The organism is Saccharopolyspora sp. MMCC62 (assembly GCF_057736575.1).
In genome coordinates, this window is the sequence record NZ_JBYKCM010000001.1 from 432,941 (window position 1) to 448,754 (window position 15,814).

Consider the following 15,814-nt stretch of genomic DNA (forward strand, 5'->3'; position numbering starts at 1 on the left):
TCGCCCGCCCCGCCACGTACTCCGCACCCCGCTCCGACAACCGGTACGACTGCCCCGACCGCTCCACCAACCCCAGATCCGCCAACCACCACGCCTGCGCCTTCACCCGCGACACCGGACGACCCACCTCCGCCGCCAACTCCGCCGCCCGCACCCCAGGCCGATCCCGCACCGACTCCAGTAACCACCGCGTCCACGGCCCCCGAGCCGAATCCACGTCCCACCCCGCCAACCGACGATCGATCGCCAACCGCTCCCGAGCACCCAACATCACCACACCACCACGCTAACCACCCCACCGATGATCACGACACGCCACCGGCACGGCAACGACCCAGCGCACCGAATACCCCGCACCCCCGAAAACCGCCACAATCAGCCCATGCTCCAGGCCTGCCTCAACGGCGCCCGCACCCCGCGCGAGCACCACCACCTGCCCGTGCACCCCGAACAGCTCGCCACCGCCGCAGCCACCTGCACCGCGGCCGGAGCCACCGAACTGCACCTGCACCCCAAACACCCCGACGGCACCGACAGCCTCGACCCGCACATCCTCGCCGCCACCCTGCTCGCCGTCCGCGCCGCCGCACCCGGCACCCCCATCGGCGTCACCACCGGAGCCTGGACCGCACCCGACCCCCGCGACCGCATCACCGCCATCCGCACCTGGACCGTGCTGCCCGACCACGCCTCGGTCAACTGGCACGAAGACGGCGCCGACGACATCGCCACCGCCCTCCTCGACCGCGGCATCGCCGTCGAAGCAGGCCTGCACTCCGGCACCGACGGACCCGACCGGTTCCGCACCGCACCCACCCGCGACCGAGTCCTGCGCGTCCTCGCCGAAGTCACCGACCCCACCGCCCGCGGCGCCGCCACCACCGCCGAGACCCTCCTCGACCGCATCGGACCCGCCCGCAGCCCCGTCCTGCTGCACGGCTCCGGCGCAGGCGCCTGGCCCGTGCTCACCCTCGCCGCCCACCGCGGACTCGACACCCGCATCGGCCTCGAAGACACCCTCCAGCTCCCCGACGGCGACATCGCCCCCGACAACGCCGCACTCGTCACCGCCGCCACCCGCATCCTCACCGGCCGCTGACACCGCACGCCCGCACCGGCGGCGGGGGAGCGGCAGCTCCTCGCGGCAGGCAGCAGGCAGCCGCGCCGTCGAACCGGGGTGCAGCGGACGCATGATCGACGCCCGGTGGAACAGGACCGGCGACCGGCGGAGGTGAACGGCGATCCGATGCCAGGGATGGGCGACCAGCCGAAGGACAGGCTGATCACCCACCTGTTCACGGTCCAGCGGCGCCTTCGACCTGATAGCGTCCGAACACGCCCGCTCAGACTGGAAACGGAAACGGGCTCCCGCGGGTGGCGCTGAGCCCGAGACGATGGGGGTTGATCGTCGTGATCTCAGCAGTGGCGCTCTTCGTGCTCGTGCTCGCGGTGGTGGTCGGCCTGCTCGCCCGACGCCGCCCCGCCCCTCGCGGTAGCGGCTACACCGCGGCCCCGTTCATCGGGGCCGGCGGCGCCCACCCCTCCACGCACAGCACCTCCGTGCACGACCGCGGATTCGACGGGGGCGACGTCAGCGGCGACCTCGACGGCGAGGGCCGCGGTAACGCCCGCAACGGTGACGGTGGCGGCGGCTGCTGAGACCTCCCGCACCGGCTTCGCGGGCGTAACGCAGCAGAAACCGCCCGAGAGCCGTTCCCGTTCACCTACGTCCAGTAATTCGTCCAGGCCGCCGCAGTGCGAGGAGCCCGACCACGCCGATCACCGGCGGCGCGTTCAGCCCGCCAACCCGGCACGATCCCCGCAGCGGGCCCTCCGAGAGCGCCACACCCGACTAGCCGGACCCCCGCACCGAACGCGCCCTGCTCAACTCCCGGTGACGGCAGGGGAGCGGAGCCCCGACACCGGCACCGGCACCAACTCCCGCGCCAACCCACCCCGCAACGTCGCCACCGCGTCCAACGGGTAGTTCTGCCGCACCCGCCACGAACCCCGATCACCCTGCCGCGGGAACGCATCGATCGACCGCTGCACATAACCCGACGCCAGATCCAGCAACGGCCGCGCCCGCAACCCCCGACCCGGCACCGGCACCACCGCCGACCAACCCCGCCGACCCATCAACCCCAACACCCGGCACACCAACCGCGACGACAAATCCGCCCGCAACATCCACGACGCATTCGAATACCCCACGCACACCGCGAAGTTCGGCACCCCCGACACCATCGCCCCACGCCACACGAACTGCTCCGACAACGCCACCACACCACCATCCACCCGCAACGACATCCCCCCGAACGCCAGCAACCGCAACCCCGTCGCCGACACCACCACATCCGCCGCCAACACCCGACCCGACCGCAACCGGACCCCCTCCGGCACGAACGACTCCACGTGATCCGTCACCACCTCGGCCCGCCCCTCCCGGACCGCCGCGTGCAGATCACCATCCGGCGCCGCGCACAACCGCTGATCCCACGGGTCGTACGACGGCGTGAAGTGCTCCCGCACCACCTCCGCATCCTGCAACGCCCGCACGTTCAGCCGCGTCAACAACCCCCGCGCCACCCGCGGAAAACGCTGGCAGAACTGGAAGAACGCCGTCGAGAACGCGATGTTCTTCCACCGCACCAACCGGCTCGCCACCCGCTCCGGCAACCACGACCGCAACCACTCCGCCTTCCGATCCCGCCCCGGAACCGGACTGACCCACGTCGGCGACCGCTGCAACATCGTCACCCGCGCCGCCGCCTCCGCCAGCGCCGGAACCAACGTCACCGCCGTCGCACCGCTCCCGACCACCACCACCCGCTTGCCCGCGAGATCCAACCCCTCCGGCCAGAACTGCGGATGCACCACCTCACCACCGAACGACTCCACCCCCGGAAAAACCGGCTCATGACCACGCTCGTAGTCGTAATAACCCGCGCACGAGTACAGGAACCCGCACGTCAACACCCGCTCCGACACCGCACCCGCCGCATCCCGCACCGCCAGCCGCACCGTCCACCGCGACTCCGCGCTCGACCACTCCGCGGCCACCACCTTCGTCCGATACCGGATCAACCCCTCGATCCCGAACTCCGCCGCCGTCTCCCGCACGTACCGCAAGATCGACGCGCCATCCGCCAACGGCCGCGAACCCCGCCACGGCCGGAACGAATACCCCAACGTCGCCATGTCCGAATCCGACCGCACCCCCGGATACCGGAACAGATCCCACGTCCCACCCGACGCGTCCCGCGCCTCCAACACCACCAACGAACGCCCCGGGCACTCCGACCGCAACCGGTACGCCGCACCGATCCCGGACAACCCGGCACCCACGACCACCACATCGACGTGCTCGACACCCACCGCAGACTCCGACATGCCCCCAGTCTCCGCACCCACCACCAACCGATCTTGACGCCGCACGACAACTCCTTGACCCTCGACGACATGACGGTGATCCGCTCCGCAGGCCTGCGCGGCTTCCGCGCCACCGTCGCCGAACTCGGCGGCGACGCCGAGCACTACGCCCGAGCCGCAGGCCTGCCCACCGCCGCACTCGACACCGACGACCTCCTCGTCCCCGAATGCGCCCTCGTCAACACCCTCGAGATCGCCGCCGCCGACCTGCACCGACCCGACCTCGGACTCCGCATCGCCGCCCGCCAGGACCTCGGCATGCTCGGCCCGCTCGCCCTCGCCATCCGCAACGCACCCACCATCGGCGACGCCCTCGACTGCGCCACCCGCTACCTGTTCGTCCACGCCAGCACCCTCACCATCACCCTCGACGACGACCCCCGCGGCACCCCCGGCATCGCCGCACTCCGCTACGCACTCCCACCCGACGCACCCACCTCCGGCCAAGCCACCGACCTCGGACTCGGCTTCCTGCACCGCGCCACCACCTTCCTCGCCGCAGGCCGATACGGACTCCGCACCGTCGAACTGCCCCACACACCCACCGCACCCCTGCACGTCTACGAGGAGTTCTTCGGCGCCCCCATCACCACCGGCGCCCCCGCCGCCCTGCTCCGCCTGCCCCGCAGCCTCACCACCAAACCCCTCACCGGCGCCGACGGGCGCGTCCGCGAACTCGCCCTCGCCTACCTCGCCGAACGCACACCGGGGGAGAGCAGCCACCTCGCCACCCGCGTCCGCAGCGTCCTCACCCAAGCCCTCGGCACCACACCACCCGAGATCGGCGCCATCGCCCACCTCATCAACCTGCACCCCCGCACCCTGCAACGCCGGCTCCGCGACGAAGGCACCACCTTCGCCGCACTCCTCGACGACGCCCGACGCCACGCCGCCCACCGCTACCTCACGAGCACCGACCTGCCCCTCGGCCGGATCGCCGCCCTGCTCGGACTCTCCGAACAATCCGCGCTCAGCCGCTGCTGCCGACGCTGGTGGCACACCACCCCCAGCGACGTGCGCCGTGTCGCACGAAGTCACGAGAACGTCGCGCCGGGTCAAGCCACCACGCCCACCACCGCGCACACTCGATCACCACAACGCTGAGCAAGGAGACGCATGCCCACCCTCGACCGCTACCGCTTCACCGGCGGCACCGCCGTCCTCACCGGCGCCGCCAGCGGCATGGGCGAACACATGGCCCACCAGCTCGCCGCCCGCGGCAGCGACCTCGTCCTCATCGACCGCGACGAAGCACGCCTCACCACCGTCGCCGACACCCTCCGCGGCACCCACCCGGACCGCACCGTGCACACCCACGTCGCCGACCTCGCCGACACCCCGGCCCTCGACGACCTCGCCCAGCGCATCCTCGCCGACGCACCCCGCATCACCCTGCTGATCAACAACGCCGGAGTCGCCCTCGGCGGAGCCTTCGACCAGCTCACCGGCGAGGAGTTCGACTGGGTCATCGACATCAACTTCCGCGCACCCGTCACCCTCACCCGGCTGCTGCTACCCCGGCTGGACGCGGGCGCGCACATCGTCAACGTCTCCAGCCTCTACGGCCTCATCGCGCCACCCGGGCAATCCGCCTACGCCGCCAGCAAGTTCGCGCTGCGCGGCTTCAGCGAAGCGCTCCGCCACGAACTCGCCGAACAGGGCATCGGCGTCACCACCGTGCACCCCGGCGGCATCCGCACCCGCATCGCCGAATCCGCCCGCGTCGCCAGCGGCGTCGACGAACAGCAGCTGGCCCGGGGGAGGGCGAACTACGCGAAGCTGCTGTCCTACCCGGCCGACAAGGCCGCCGCCCGGATCCTCGACGGCGTCGACCGCCGCAAGCGCCGCGTGCTGATCGCCTCCTCGGCCGTCATCCCCGACCTGTTGGCCCGGCTGTTCCCGACCCGCTACATGGACGTGCTCTACCGGCTGCAACCGAACTCGCGGCCATCGGCGCTGCGCGCGCGGTAGCGCTCAGCAGGCAGGGGAGAGGTGCACCCGCACGCGCTCGCGCAGCAGCTCGTACTCCGCCTGCATCCGCCGCAGCGGACCGCGCACGACCACCTCGCCGGGTCCGACGACCTCCTCGGCGGAGAACTGCTCCCGGGTCAGATCGACTTCGACGGAACCGAGCAGGTTCCACCAGTGGAAGTCGACCCGCGCACCGGCGACCCGGACCTCGCCGCGCAGCAGCTCGCCGCCGAGGAAGTCCTGCAGCACCAGAGCGGTCACGCCGCACTGGCCGCGCGCCGGATTCCGCGGCGACCACTTCGGGAGGTCCTCGGGCGCGCAGGTGTCGGCGCCCCAGGACCGGCGGAACGCGTGTTCGATCCCGGTCAACGTCATCGGCATGAGCACTGCTTACCGGTGGGGACCGACAGGTGGTGCGGCGTGCGGGTGTGATCGGCGGCTGTGCGGCGGGCCGGTCCGTGTCGAGGCCGGTCCGATGGCTGCAGGCGGGGAGGCGCGTTCCGGCGTGCAACGCGTGCGGGGGCGGTGACCGGCTCGGTGCGTCTTGCGACTGCGGGGAGCGGTCGGAGGAGGTCGGATCTCCATTACTTTACATAATGTAGATTATCGGCACTTTGTCGACCTGGGGTTATCCGGCCGAGAAGGGGTCGATCGGCCGGGTCCGACGGGATGCGCCGGGTGTGGGATGCGGGCACGCGGATGGCAGTGCGTTCGGGTGCGATGAGCACCGCTGACCGTCCGGCGCGTCGGCGACATGCCGGGCCGCTGGCGCGGCGTCCGCGGTGATGCACCTCGAGGCCGTCGCGATGGCCGACGTGCCGCCGCGGCTTGGACCATCCCCGAGGTGGCCGTCTTCGCTGGTCCCGGCAGTCACCTTCAAAACGTCACAGTGACGTTTTGAAAGGTAGCTGCCGGTCGTGCGAAGTCGACCGGCGGTGAAGCCGACCGGCGGGCAAGATCCATCGAGCTCAGTTGATCAAGGGTCGGGCCGGCAGCCAGGCCGCTCAGCCGAGTCACCGCGGATCGCGTCATCAGGCGCACCGGTCGGCGCGGGACGACACGGCACACCGAGACGCGAACACGTCGAACCCGTGCAGCACCGGCCGACACCGCGCCGACCGGGATCCCCCGGGATCGGACCCCCGTCCCCTTCTCCATTTGATGGATAATCAACGTTATCCACCAAAAACCCCTTTGATCAACTTCGAGATCCACCGCTCTCGTCCCGTGCTCCGGCGTTCCCCCGTTGAGCAGCTTCCCCAGTCGAGCATCGCCGCCTCCCCGGCAGCCACCTTCCCCGGACCAAGCCCCTCACGATCCGCCCCCGCTCCGCCATTCCGATCACCCCCACCCCCACCACCGCATAGACTCCGCCGGCCGTTCACCACACCCCCGGAGGAAGCACATGCCGAACCACCCCGACGTACCGATCGACCCGTCCAACGCGGCCCAGTCCGAGGCGTGGGGCGGCGAACAGGGCGAGTTCTGGGCGGAGCGCGCCGAGCGCTTCGACGAGGGCGTCGCCGCCTACCACGACCGGTTCCTGGAAGCGGCCGGGATCGGACCGGCGGCGCGGGTGCTCGACGTCGGGTGCGGCAGCGGGCAGGTCACCCGCGATGCGGCGCGGCGCGCGGCGGAGGGCTGGGCGCACGGCGTCGACCTGTCCGCGCCGCTGGTCGAGTCGGCGCGCCGAGTGGCGCGGCGGGAGGGGGTGTCGAACGCGTCGTTCGAGCGGGCCGATGCGCAGGTGCACCCCTTCCCCACCGTCGACCTGCTGTTGAGCAGGCACGGTGCGATGTTCTTCGGTGCTCCCCGCGAGGCGTTCGCCCACCTCGGGCGGGTGCTGGCCCCGGGTGGCGGCATGGCGCTGCTGACGTGGCAGCCGGCGCGGCTCAACCCGTGGATGGGTGGTTTCCGCTCGGCGCTCTCGGGCGGCCGGGAAGGTGCGCCGCCTGCGGAGGGGCCGGGTCCGCTGTCGATGAGCGATCCGGGTTCGGTGCGGACGCTGCTGGAGTCGGCGGGTTTCGAGCGGGTGCGGCTGGAGGACTGGCGGGAGCCGATGTACTTCGGCCGGGATGCCGCGGACGCGTGCCGGTTCGTCACCGGCCAGTTCGCTGGGTTGCTGGCGGAGCTGGACGTGGCGGAACGGGACCTCGCGCGGCAGCGGTTGCTGGAGCTGCTGGCCGAGCACGAGTCGGAGCGGGGCGTGCTGTTCGAGTCGGCGGCGTGGCTGGTTCGGGCGAAGCGGCCGTGACCTGGGGCTGCGGGGTGTAGGGATCTCGTCGGCGCGGGTAGCCGGATGTCGGTCCACTCCAGGGAGGTCGAGGTCATGCTGCCCAGGCACGAACGCCGCCGCATCGCGGAAATCGAGAAGGGTCTGGTTCTGCAGGACCCCGATTTCGCCGACCGGTTGCGGAGGGCGGAGCTGCCCGGCCGGGCGCGACCCGGGGTGCGGGTCGTGCTGGGGTGCGTCGCGGTGGTGGCGGCGTTGTTGTGCATGGTGCTCGGCGAGGTGGCGGGTTTCCTGCTGGCCGGGTTGTTGGCGACGGTGCTGCTGGCAGCGCGGGATTGGCGGCTGCTGACGTCGTGATCGCGGTTCAGGGTCTCCAGCGGGCGCGGTAGCCGGGCCGGTCGGAGTAGGGCAGTCCGAGCAGGGCGCGGGTGGCGCAGCCGCGTTCGTCCTCGGGCGGGTAGGCCTCGCCGAGGCGGTCGCAGGGTCCGGTTCCCGAGCCGCAGAGCTGGTGCCGGCGCAGCAGCCTGGTTTTGAGCTCGCATTCGCGGAAGCCGCGGAAGACGGTGCCGCCGCAGGGTTTGGCGTTGCCCGCTTCGACGTCTTCGCGCATCCAGCGCAGCAGTTCGAGGTCGATGTCGATCTGTCGTCGCAGGAACTCGGCGAACCGGTTCATGGTCGTCCCCCACCGCGGTACGCGGGTACCGCCCGTCCGTCCGTCGGGTGCGCGGCGCCGGGTGTCGGCCCGCCCGGATGGGGACGTCGAGGGTGGCCGGTTGTGACGCGGGGTGTGGTGGTCATGCCCGGGTGTGGTCGTTCGGGTGGATGTCGAGCACCGCGCGGCTCGCGGCGCCTGGTGCGCCGGTGACTGCCACGAGCACGGGGGTCCCTCCGTCGTCGTTCGTGTTGACCGTCCGACGGTACCCAGGGCGGGCTGCGGGGATCACCCGCGAGAGTCGGTGCGGGTGGTCGGTGTCGGGGGGGGGGGGGGGGGGGGGGGGGGGGGGGGGGGGGGGCCCCCCCGCGAGCCATGGGGGGGGGGGGGGGGGGGGGGGGGGGGTGGGGGCGCGGGGGGGGGGCGGCCCCCCCGAACCCCTTTTTCGTCCGCGTCCCGTGGGGCGCGGTCCGGTGAGCCTCCCGGGCGCGGTGCGCGGTCGGGTGCGGGCTCTGCGGCCATGATGCGGAGCGGGTGGTGGCGGGGCGCGGTGGCGATCACCGGATCGGCGCTGTTCACCCCGGCGCGCCGCTGGTTTCACCGGGTCGGGTCGGTGCCCCGCTCCCCTGGTCCCGGTACCGGCGGGTCAGGTTCGGGTGATGCGCAGGGTGCGGATCTGGAAGGGGCGCAGGGTGAGGGGTTCGGTGTGGTCCCGGGCGGGTCCGGTGGGGCGTTCGAGCAGATCGGTGGGGGTGATGGTGGTGTGCGGGAAGTTCGGGGTGAGGGTGGTGGTGGCGCGGCCGCCGCGGGATTCGTAGAGGCGGACGATGATGTCGCCGCTGCGGTCTTCGGCGGGTTTGAGGGCTTCGACGATGACGTCCGGGTTGTCGAGGGTGATCAGGGGTGGGACGGGGTTGCTGCCGGGGACGGTGCGCGGCGGGAGGTTGAGGCGGTATCCCTCGCGGATGGCGTCGCCGATGTCGGCGCCGACGACGAGGGCGTAGCGCAGGTGGTGGTGTCCGTGGTCGGTGTCGGGGTCGGGGAATCGGGGGGCGCGCAGCAGGGAGAGGCGGGCGGTGGTGGTGGTGCCGCCGTCGGGTCGGGTGTGGCGGGTGACGTCGTGGCCGTAGGTGGAGTCGTTGATGAGGGCGTGGCCGTAGAGGTGTTCGCCGACGTGGAGCCAGCGGTGGGCGCAGATCTCGAACTTGGCGGCGTCCCAGGTGGTGTTGGTGTGGGTGGGTCGGTGGAGGTGGCCGAATTGGGTTTCGGCGGTGGAGCGGTCGGCGTGGACGTCGAGGGGGAAGGCGGCTTTGAGGAGTTTTTCGGTTTCGTGCCAGTCGATGTCGGTGTCGATGTGGAGGGTGCGGCCGTGCAGGTGGAGGCGTTGGACGAGGGTGGAGTTCCCGAAGCTGCGCTGGACGGTGAGGGTGGTGCCGTCGAGGGTGATGTGGTCGGTGTCGGTGAGGTCGTGGCCTTGGTGGCGGTAGAACTCGTCGATGTCCCAGGCGTCCCAGGCGTTGGGGTGGTCGGGGTGGAGTTGCAGGAGGTTGCCGGGGTGTCCGGGGGCGAGGGCTTCGCGGCCGGTGTCGAGGTCGAGGACCGAGGTGAGCAGGCCGCGGTGGTCGATGGTGGCGCGGATGCGGCCGTTGTCGAGGGTGGTGGTGCGGTCGGGGTTCTCGGTGGCGGTGGTGGCGGCGGGTGTGGTGGGTGTTCCGGCGCCGAGGGCGGGGATGCCGTGGTGTGCGTGGGGGGTGGCGTTGAAGGTGGTGGTGCCGGGTCCGGTGCCGGCGAGGGCGCGTTGGGCGTGGTCGATGAGTTCGTGGAGTTCGGCGGCGACGTGCTGGTAGGTCTGTTCGGCTTCGCGGTGGACCCAGGCGATGGAGGAGCCGGGGAGGATGTCGTGGAACTGGTGCAGGAGGACGGTTTTCCAGATCCGGTCGAGGGTGTCGTGGGGGTAGTCGTGGCCGAGGGTGGTGTGGGCGGTGGTGCACCAGAGTTCGGCTTCGCGGAGGAGGTGTTCGCTGCGGCGGTTGCCTTGTTTGGTGCGGGCTTGGGAGGTGTAGGTGCCGCGGTGGAATTCGAGGTAGAGCTCGCCGGACCAGACGGCGGGGTCGCGGTGGTCGGCTTCGGCGGCGGTGAAGAACTCGGCTGGTGAGTGGAGTTCGACGGTGGGTGAGCCTTCGAGGTCGGCGAGCCGGTGGGCGCGGGCGAGCATGTCGCGGGTGGGTCCGCCGCCGCCGTCGCCGTAGCCGTAGGGCACGAGAGATCGGGTGGCGTGGCCGTGTTCGGTGAAGTTGCGGCTGGCGTGGGCGAGTTCGGCGCCGGTGAGTTCGGCGTTGTAGGTGTCGACGGGTGGGAAGTGGGTGAAGACGCGGGTGCCGTCGATGCCTTCCCACCAGAAGGTGTGGTGGGGGAACTTGTTGGTCTGGTTCCAGGAGATCTTCTGGGTGAGGAACCAGCGGGAGCCGGAGTGGTGGACGAGTTGGGGCAGGGCGGCGCTGTAGCCGAAGGAGTCGGGTAGCCAGACCTCTTGGGTGTCGATGCCGAATTCGTCGAGGTAGAAGCGTTTGCCGTGCAGGAATTGGCGGGCGAGTGCTTCGGAGCCGGGCATGTTGGTGTCGGATTCGACCCACATGCCGCCGACGGGGACGAATTGGCCGGTGCGGGCGTGTTCGCGGACGCGGTCGAAGAGGTCGGGGTGGTGTTGTTTGAGCCAGGCGAGTTGCTGGGCCTGGGACATGGCGAAGGTGAAGTCGGGGTCGCGGGTCATGAGTTCGGTGGCGTTGGCGACGGTGCGGGCGACTTTGCGGATGGTTTCGCGTTGGGGCCAGAGCCAGGCGGAGTCGATGTGGGCGTGTCCGGTGGCGCTGATGCGGTGGGTGGTGGTGTGGGCGGGGCGGTGGAGGGCGGTGGTGAGTTCGTGGCGGGCGGCGGGTGCGGTGGTGTGGATGTCGTGGAGGTCGAGGCGGTCCAGCATGCGTTCGAGGGCGCGGAGGATGTCGTGGCGGCGGGGTGAGTCGGTGGGGAGTTCGCGCATGAGCTGGGCGAGGACTTCGGTGTCGTGCACGAGTTCGTGGACGGTGAGGTCGCGGAGGGCGAGGTCGGCGCGGGTGAGGCGGTAGAGGGGGGCGCCGGTGGTGGTGCCGCCGTCGAGCCAGGGTGGTGGGTCGCCGAGGTGGGTGGGCCGGAAGCCGTTGTCGCCGAGGATGAGGGGGTTGGCGGCGGCTTCGACGTACCAGGTGAGGGGTTGTCCGGGTGGGGCGTGCAGGGGCAGGTGGGTGTTGCGGGGGTTGAGGCCTTTGATGGGGGTGCCGGTGTCGGTGTGGGCGAGGCCTTCGCAGTGGAATCCGGGGCGGTCGAGGTCGAAGCCGAGGTCGATGACGGCTTCGGCGGGTTGGTCGGCCCAGTCTTCGGGGAGGGTGCCGGTGAGGCGGAACCAGGTGGTTCCCCAGGCGGGTCCCCATTCGTGTCCGATGTGGACGGGGGTGTACTGGGCGTGGAGGGCTTGGTGGGCGGGGACGGGTTCGCCGGGGACGTGCCAGGCGGCGATGTCGAGGGGGTGGGTGCGGGTGTGCACGGCGGGCCGGAGTCGTTCGGCGAGGATGCGGTCGAGGCGTTTTTCCACTACGGCGCGGTCGTCGTGCATGTGGTGTCCCCTCGTTCGGAGCGGGTTGGTGCAGACCACTGCTGAGCGTCGATCATCGTGGCACATCGCCGGTGGGGGTGGGTGCCGCCGAACCGGGCCGGGTGATCGCTCGTGCAGGTCATGGCGGTTGCCGGGGTGCGCGGGGCCTCGCATGCTGGGGCCTTTCGCAGGGCGTGCCGGTGTGGCGCGCGGTCCCCGATGGTCGTGGAGGCGATGTGGTGATGGGTACGTGCGAGGTGTGCGGGAACGAGTACTGGATGAGTTTCGAGGTGCGCACGTCGGGTGGCGGGGTGCACGTGTTCGATTCGTTCGAGTGCGCGGCGCAGCGGTTGGCGCCGCAGTGCGAGCACTGCGGGTGCCGGATCTTGGGGCACGGGGTGGAGGTGAGCGGGCGGTTCTTCTGCTGTGCGCATTGTGCGCGGGAGTCGGGGATGTCGATGGTGGAAGAAGTGCGGGATGCGGTGGGCAGTCGGCCTGTTTGAGTCCGGCTCTGGTTCCGTTGCTGGGGAGGTCAGGTGGCGGAACCTGAGCGTTCTCCTCGCTGCTTCGCAGGTGGCTCCGCCGCAGGAGAAGACGCTGTCCTCGCGTGAGCACCGCTGAGAATCCGCGGCGGTGCCGGTGTCCTTGGTGGCCGCCGCTCAGCGGCTTCGCCGCTGACAGGGCGAGGGCGGGGGCGTTGCGCACGCTGGTTCGGCGGGCGGGGGTGAATCGTTTGATTCGGGTGTGGGGGGTGAAATCGGCCCACTCCGTGGTCGTTACCTCTTCGTTACTTGCAGGGTGAAACACGGCGTTCACCAGTGACGACTACGGGGGTGGCACCACTCGCTCACCCGGGGCGCACCAGTTCGCGGGGCACGGGGCGGGTGGTGGCGGCTGGACCACTACGCGTGAAGGGATGCCGAGATGGCAGGTCTGGTTCGTTGGCTGGGTGACATGGCACGGGAGATGGGACGGGCTCGCACCGTGATGCGACACCCCCACTCGCAGGTCGTGAGCTCGGCCGCCCGTCGCGGTCAGAGCTGAAGGCTCTGTTCGTCAGCCCCGGTTCACCCCGGCTGAACGTGGCGCCCCACCGGGTCGCGGACCGGCGCCCACCGCTCTGGCGGTGATCCGGCGAGCACGGTCAACGCCACATCAAGTGAGACCTCGCGACCCACGCAGGCTTGCTGACGATGCCGTGGCTCCCGTCCACTTCGGACGGAAGCCACGGCATTTCGCATGTTCGAGGCCGGTGTGGCGGGTACCGCTCCCCTCCCCTGCCGCACCGGTGGCGGGTCAGCCGGTGCGGGCGTCGCGGTGGCGGCCGGCGTTGGCGACGTAGACCTCGGCGGAGAACCGCAGGCGGGCGCGTTCGTCCTCGGTGAGTTCGCGGCGCACCTTGCCGGGGGTGCCCGCGACCATCGAGCCGGGCGGGATCTCGACGCCTTCGAGGACGACGGCTCCGGCGGCGATCAGCGAACCCTCCCCGATCACCGCGCCGTTGAGCACGACCGCGCCCATGCCGATCAGGCAGTCGTCGCCGACGGTGCAGCCGTGCAGCACGGCGCGGTGCCCGACGGTGACGCCGCGGCCGACGGTGGCGGGGAATCCGGGGTCGGCGTGCAGCACGCAGCCGTCCTGGACGTTGCTGCGTTCGCCGATGGTGATGTCCTCGTTGTCGCCGCGCAGCACCGCCCCGTACCAGACGCTGGCGTCGGTGTGCAGGTGCACGCGGCCGATGAGGGTGGCGCCGGGTGCTGCCCAGGCGCTCTCGGCCAGCTGCGGGGTGTGTTCGCCGAGGGTGATGGTGCGGGCGGTGTCGGCTGGGGCGTTCACGGGTCCTCCGGGTCGGCGCGTTCGCGGCGCAGCCATTGCACCGCGTCGTGGGAGTGGCCGCCGACGACCCCCTCGATGCCGTCGAAGGCGCGGGGGTCGGTGGTGCGGGCCAGTTCCGCCAGCACCGTATCGGGGTCGCCGTCGGCGATGACCTCGACCAGTCGCCGTTGAGCGGCGAGGTCGGGGGCGGGTGCGACGCGGTGGGTGAGGGTGAGCGCGAGCATGAGCTGCAGGCCGAGGGTGCGGCAGGTGTGTTCGAGGCGTTCGTTTCCTGCGAGTCCGATGACGGCCAGGCGCAGTTGCAGGGATCGTTCGGCGAACAGCGCGGGGTCGCCGGTGGTGGCGGCCAGGGCGTCGAGTGCGGTGCGGCAGCGGCGCAGCCGGGCGGGTTCGCGCACGGGGATGCCGCGGTGCACGGCGAGGCGTTCGAGTTCGCGGCGCAGGGTGACGATCTCGTAGATGTCGTGCAGGGTCAGCGGGGTGACGATGACGCCTCTGCGGGGCAGTTGGCGCACGAGGCCTTCGTGTTCGAGCACGCGCAGCGCTTCGCGCAGGGGTGGGCGGCTGATGCCCAGCTCGTGGGTGAGCCGGTTCTCCACGATGCGGTCGCCGCAGCGGAGCCCACCGCTGATGATCATGTGTCGGATGGTTCCGGCGGCCAGTTCCACCAGGCTCGGCGGGTCGGCGATGCTGGGCGCGGGAGCGGTGTGCCGCTGCGCCACCTGATCTTCCAGTGATCCGGTCACGGTGCCCAGTGTGCCCGCTCGCGGGGCTGTGCGGTGCGGTTTCCCCGTTGGTGGGAGAAACGGTGTGGTCGGTTTCGAATTCGGTTGCCGCCGGTGCGGGCGGGTGGTGATGCTGGGGTGGTGTTGATTCGCGCGGCGCGGGCCGAGGAGCTGGCGGTGTTGCCGGAGGTGGAGCGCCGTTCGGGGTGGTGCTTCGCCGAGGTGGGCATGGAGCGGGTGGCCTCGGACGCGCCGTTGCCGGTGGAGGTGCTGGCGGGTTTCCGGGAGTCGGGTTCGTTGTGGGTGGCGGTGCAGGGGCCGGGCCCGGTGGCGTTCCTGGCCGCGGAGGTGCTCGACGGGGCGTTGCACGTGGCGCAGGTGAGCGTGGATCCGGGGTGGGCGCGGCGGCGCATCGGTGCGGCGTTGCTGGCGCACGCGGGTGCGCGGGGGTGTCGTTGACGACGTTCCGGGAGGTGCCGTGGAACGCCCCGTACTACGCGCGCTCGGGGTTCCGGGTGGTGCCGGAGGGGGCGTTGTCGCCGGGGTTGGCGGCGCGGCTCGACGCGGAGCGGTCGGTGTTCCCGGGGTGGCCGCGGGTGGCGATGCGCCGCCCGTGGTGAGCTCGCGGTCCGGTCACAGGTGGTGGCGGCGGATGTCGGCGAGCGCGTGGGTGGTGGTGTCGCGGCTGGTGAACCGGTCGGCGAGGCCGGTGAGGGTGATCAGCCGCAGCACGGCTCCGGTGCCGAAGACGATGTAGAGCGGGGTGCGGCGGGCTTCGGCGCGGCGTTGGGCGTGCAGGAGCAGTTCGAGTCCGGCGGAGCTGCAGAAGGTGACGTCGGCGAGGTCGAGGACGATGGCGCGCAGGGCGGCGGCGGTGAGGCGTTGGCGGACCATTTCGCCGAGGCGTGGTGCGGCGGCGAGGTCGATTTCGCCGCCGACGTGGACGATGACGACGCCGGGGTCGGGCCGGTGCACCGCGAGCCGCAGCGCGCGGGGGTGGCCGGGGGTGCCGATGACGGGTTCCCCGGGGTCGCGAGGTGGCGTGATCGTGCGTTGCGGTGCGAGTTCGACCTGGTCGTGCCGCTGGTGCGCGGTGCGGTCGCTGTTGCCGGTGTTCGCGAGAATCACACTGCCTCCCCCGTGTTCGAGTGCTGCTCGCGGCGGGCCGGCCTGGTGGGTCCGTGGGTCCTCGGGGATCGCGGCGGCGCGTTGCGGCGGCCACCGGTGATCTCGGTGGCGGGCCTGGGGTGCGGCGCTGCGGTTCCGAGGGGCCAGGGACGTCATGGCCGGGTGCTCGACCGCTGTTTCCTCACGGTAGGAGCGCTAGTCCGATCGAAACA

General features: G+C 71.4%; 16 protein-coding genes. 9 read left to right on the forward strand and 7 right to left on the reverse strand.

The window, feature by feature from the left end; translation table 11 throughout:
• Window positions 1-382: 382 nt before the first annotated feature.
• Entirely contained in the window at window positions 383-1,099 is a 717-nt protein-coding gene (locus AC29IT_RS02030) for a 3-keto-5-aminohexanoate cleavage protein (RefSeq protein WP_358446345.1), read from the forward strand.
• A 311-nt stretch (window positions 1,100-1,410) separates the two neighbouring features.
• On the forward strand, window positions 1,411-1,659 hold the full coding sequence (locus tag AC29IT_RS02035) for a hypothetical protein (protein ID WP_358446342.1): 249 nt from the start codon (window positions 1,411-1,413) through the stop codon (window positions 1,657-1,659).
• A 225-nt stretch (window positions 1,660-1,884) separates the two neighbouring features.
• Here the strand turns inward: AC29IT_RS02035 and AC29IT_RS02040 are convergent, their stop codons facing one another.
• Complete coding sequence (locus AC29IT_RS02040) at window positions 1,885-3,393, reverse strand: flavin-containing monooxygenase (RefSeq protein WP_488217628.1); 1,509 nt, start codon at window positions 3,391-3,393, stop codon at window positions 1,885-1,887.
• 33 nt (window positions 3,394-3,426) lie between these two features.
• On the opposite strand from AC29IT_RS02040, the gene AC29IT_RS02045 reads away from it, so the two are divergent.
• Both AC29IT_RS02045 and AC29IT_RS02050 read left to right on the forward strand, forming a co-directional pair.
• Complete coding sequence (locus AC29IT_RS02045) at window positions 3,427-4,536, forward strand: AraC family transcriptional regulator (protein ID WP_488217629.1); 1,110 nt, start codon at window positions 3,427-3,429, stop codon at window positions 4,534-4,536.
• Between the two features lie 12 nt (window positions 4,537-4,548).
• On the forward strand, window positions 4,549-5,403 hold the full coding sequence (locus AC29IT_RS02050; protein ID WP_358446333.1) for an SDR family NAD(P)-dependent oxidoreductase: 855 nt from the start codon (window positions 4,549-4,551) through the stop codon (window positions 5,401-5,403).
• Between the two features lie 3 nt (window positions 5,404-5,406).
• On the opposite strand, the gene AC29IT_RS02055 is transcribed toward AC29IT_RS02050, so the two are convergent.
• A complete protein-coding gene (locus tag AC29IT_RS02055; RefSeq protein ID WP_488217630.1) occupies window positions 5,407-5,784 on the reverse strand; it encodes a YunG family protein in 378 nt (125 codons plus the stop codon).
• A gap of 1,024 nt (window positions 5,785-6,808) precedes the next feature.
• Here AC29IT_RS02055 and AC29IT_RS02060 point away from each other — a divergent pair.
• Window positions 6,809-7,657, forward strand: coding sequence for a class I SAM-dependent methyltransferase (locus tag AC29IT_RS02060; RefSeq protein WP_358446324.1), 849 nt, complete (start codon window positions 6,809-6,811; stop codon window positions 7,655-7,657).
• Window positions 7,658-7,732: 75 nt separating this feature from the next.
• The gene (locus AC29IT_RS02065; RefSeq protein WP_358446321.1) at window positions 7,733-7,993 is read left to right on the forward strand and encodes a DUF3040 domain-containing protein; all 261 of its coding nucleotides are present in this window, start codon (window positions 7,733-7,735) and stop codon (window positions 7,991-7,993) included.
• Window positions 7,994-8,000: 7 nt separating this feature from the next.
• Here AC29IT_RS02065 and AC29IT_RS02070 read toward each other — a convergent pair whose 3' ends face one another.
• Window positions 8,001-8,309, reverse strand: a complete 309-nt coding sequence (locus tag AC29IT_RS02070) for a DUF6221 family protein (protein WP_358446319.1) — start codon at window positions 8,307-8,309, stop codon at window positions 8,001-8,003.
• 625 nt (window positions 8,310-8,934) lie between these two features.
• A complete protein-coding gene (locus tag AC29IT_RS02075; protein WP_358445587.1) occupies window positions 8,935-11,934 on the reverse strand; it encodes an alpha-mannosidase in 3,000 nt (999 codons plus the stop codon).
• Between the two features lie 221 nt (window positions 11,935-12,155).
• On the opposite strand from AC29IT_RS02075, the gene AC29IT_RS02080 reads away from it, so the two are divergent.
• Window positions 12,156-12,416 carry a Prokaryotic metallothionein gene (locus AC29IT_RS02080; RefSeq protein ID WP_358445590.1) on the forward strand — a complete coding sequence of 87 codons (261 nt, stop codon included), beginning with the start codon at window positions 12,156-12,158 and terminating at the stop codon, window positions 12,414-12,416.
• 793 nt (window positions 12,417-13,209) lie between these two features.
• On the opposite strand, the gene AC29IT_RS02085 is transcribed toward AC29IT_RS02080, so the two are convergent.
• Both AC29IT_RS02085 and AC29IT_RS02090 read right to left on the reverse strand, forming a co-directional pair.
• On the reverse strand, window positions 13,210-13,749 hold the full coding sequence (locus tag AC29IT_RS02085) for a gamma carbonic anhydrase family protein (RefSeq protein WP_488217631.1): 540 nt from the start codon (window positions 13,747-13,749) through the stop codon (window positions 13,210-13,212).
• The gene (locus tag AC29IT_RS02090) at window positions 13,746-14,495 is read right to left on the reverse strand and encodes a GntR family transcriptional regulator (RefSeq protein ID WP_488217632.1); all 750 of its coding nucleotides are present in this window, start codon (window positions 14,493-14,495) and stop codon (window positions 13,746-13,748) included. The genes AC29IT_RS02085 and AC29IT_RS02090 overlap by 4 nt, the downstream gene beginning before the upstream one ends.
• A 120-nt stretch (window positions 14,496-14,615) precedes the next feature.
• On the opposite strand from AC29IT_RS02090, the gene AC29IT_RS02095 reads away from it, so the two are divergent.
• On the forward strand, window positions 14,616-14,933 hold the full coding sequence (locus AC29IT_RS02095; RefSeq protein WP_488217633.1) for a GNAT family N-acetyltransferase: 318 nt from the start codon (window positions 14,616-14,618) through the stop codon (window positions 14,931-14,933).
• Window positions 14,924-15,094, forward strand: a complete 171-nt coding sequence (locus AC29IT_RS02100) for a hypothetical protein (protein WP_488217634.1) — start codon at window positions 14,924-14,926, stop codon at window positions 15,092-15,094. Before AC29IT_RS02095 ends, AC29IT_RS02100 begins: the two co-directional genes overlap by 10 nt.
• A gap of 13 nt (window positions 15,095-15,107) precedes the next feature.
• On the opposite strand, the gene AC29IT_RS02105 is transcribed toward AC29IT_RS02100, so the two are convergent.
• The gene (locus AC29IT_RS02105) at window positions 15,108-15,602 is read right to left on the reverse strand and encodes an STAS domain-containing protein (RefSeq protein ID WP_358445601.1); all 495 of its coding nucleotides are present in this window, start codon (window positions 15,600-15,602) and stop codon (window positions 15,108-15,110) included.
• Between the last annotated feature and the right edge of the window lie 212 nt (window positions 15,603-15,814).

Excerpts from the sequence above, each read along its gene's own strand:
- AC29IT_RS02060 (WP_358446324.1), top strand. The coding sequence starts at position 6,809 with ATGCCGAACCACCCCGACGTACCGATCGACCCGTCCAACGCGGCCCAG.
- AC29IT_RS02040 (WP_488217628.1), bottom strand. The coding sequence starts at position 3,393 with ATGTCGGAGTCTGCGGTGGGTGTCGAGCACGTCGATGTGGTGGTCGTG.
- AC29IT_RS02030 (WP_358446345.1), top strand. The coding sequence starts at position 383 with ATGCTCCAGGCCTGCCTCAACGGCGCCCGCACCCCGCGCGAGCACCAC.
- AC29IT_RS02050 (WP_358446333.1), top strand. The coding sequence starts at position 4,549 with ATGCCCACCCTCGACCGCTACCGCTTCACCGGCGGCACCGCCGTCCTC.
- AC29IT_RS02055 (WP_488217630.1), bottom strand. The coding sequence starts at position 5,784 with ATGCCGATGACGTTGACCGGGATCGAACACGCGTTCCGCCGGTCCTGG.
- AC29IT_RS02070 (WP_358446319.1), bottom strand. The coding sequence starts at position 8,309 with ATGAACCGGTTCGCCGAGTTCCTGCGACGACAGATCGACATCGACCTC.
- AC29IT_RS02065 (WP_358446321.1), top strand. The coding sequence starts at position 7,733 with ATGCTGCCCAGGCACGAACGCCGCCGCATCGCGGAAATCGAGAAGGGT.
- AC29IT_RS02080 (WP_358445590.1), top strand. The coding sequence starts at position 12,156 with ATGGGTACGTGCGAGGTGTGCGGGAACGAGTACTGGATGAGTTTCGAG.
- AC29IT_RS02075 (WP_358445587.1), bottom strand. The coding sequence starts at position 11,934 with ATGCACGACGACCGCGCCGTAGTGGAAAAACGCCTCGACCGCATCCTC.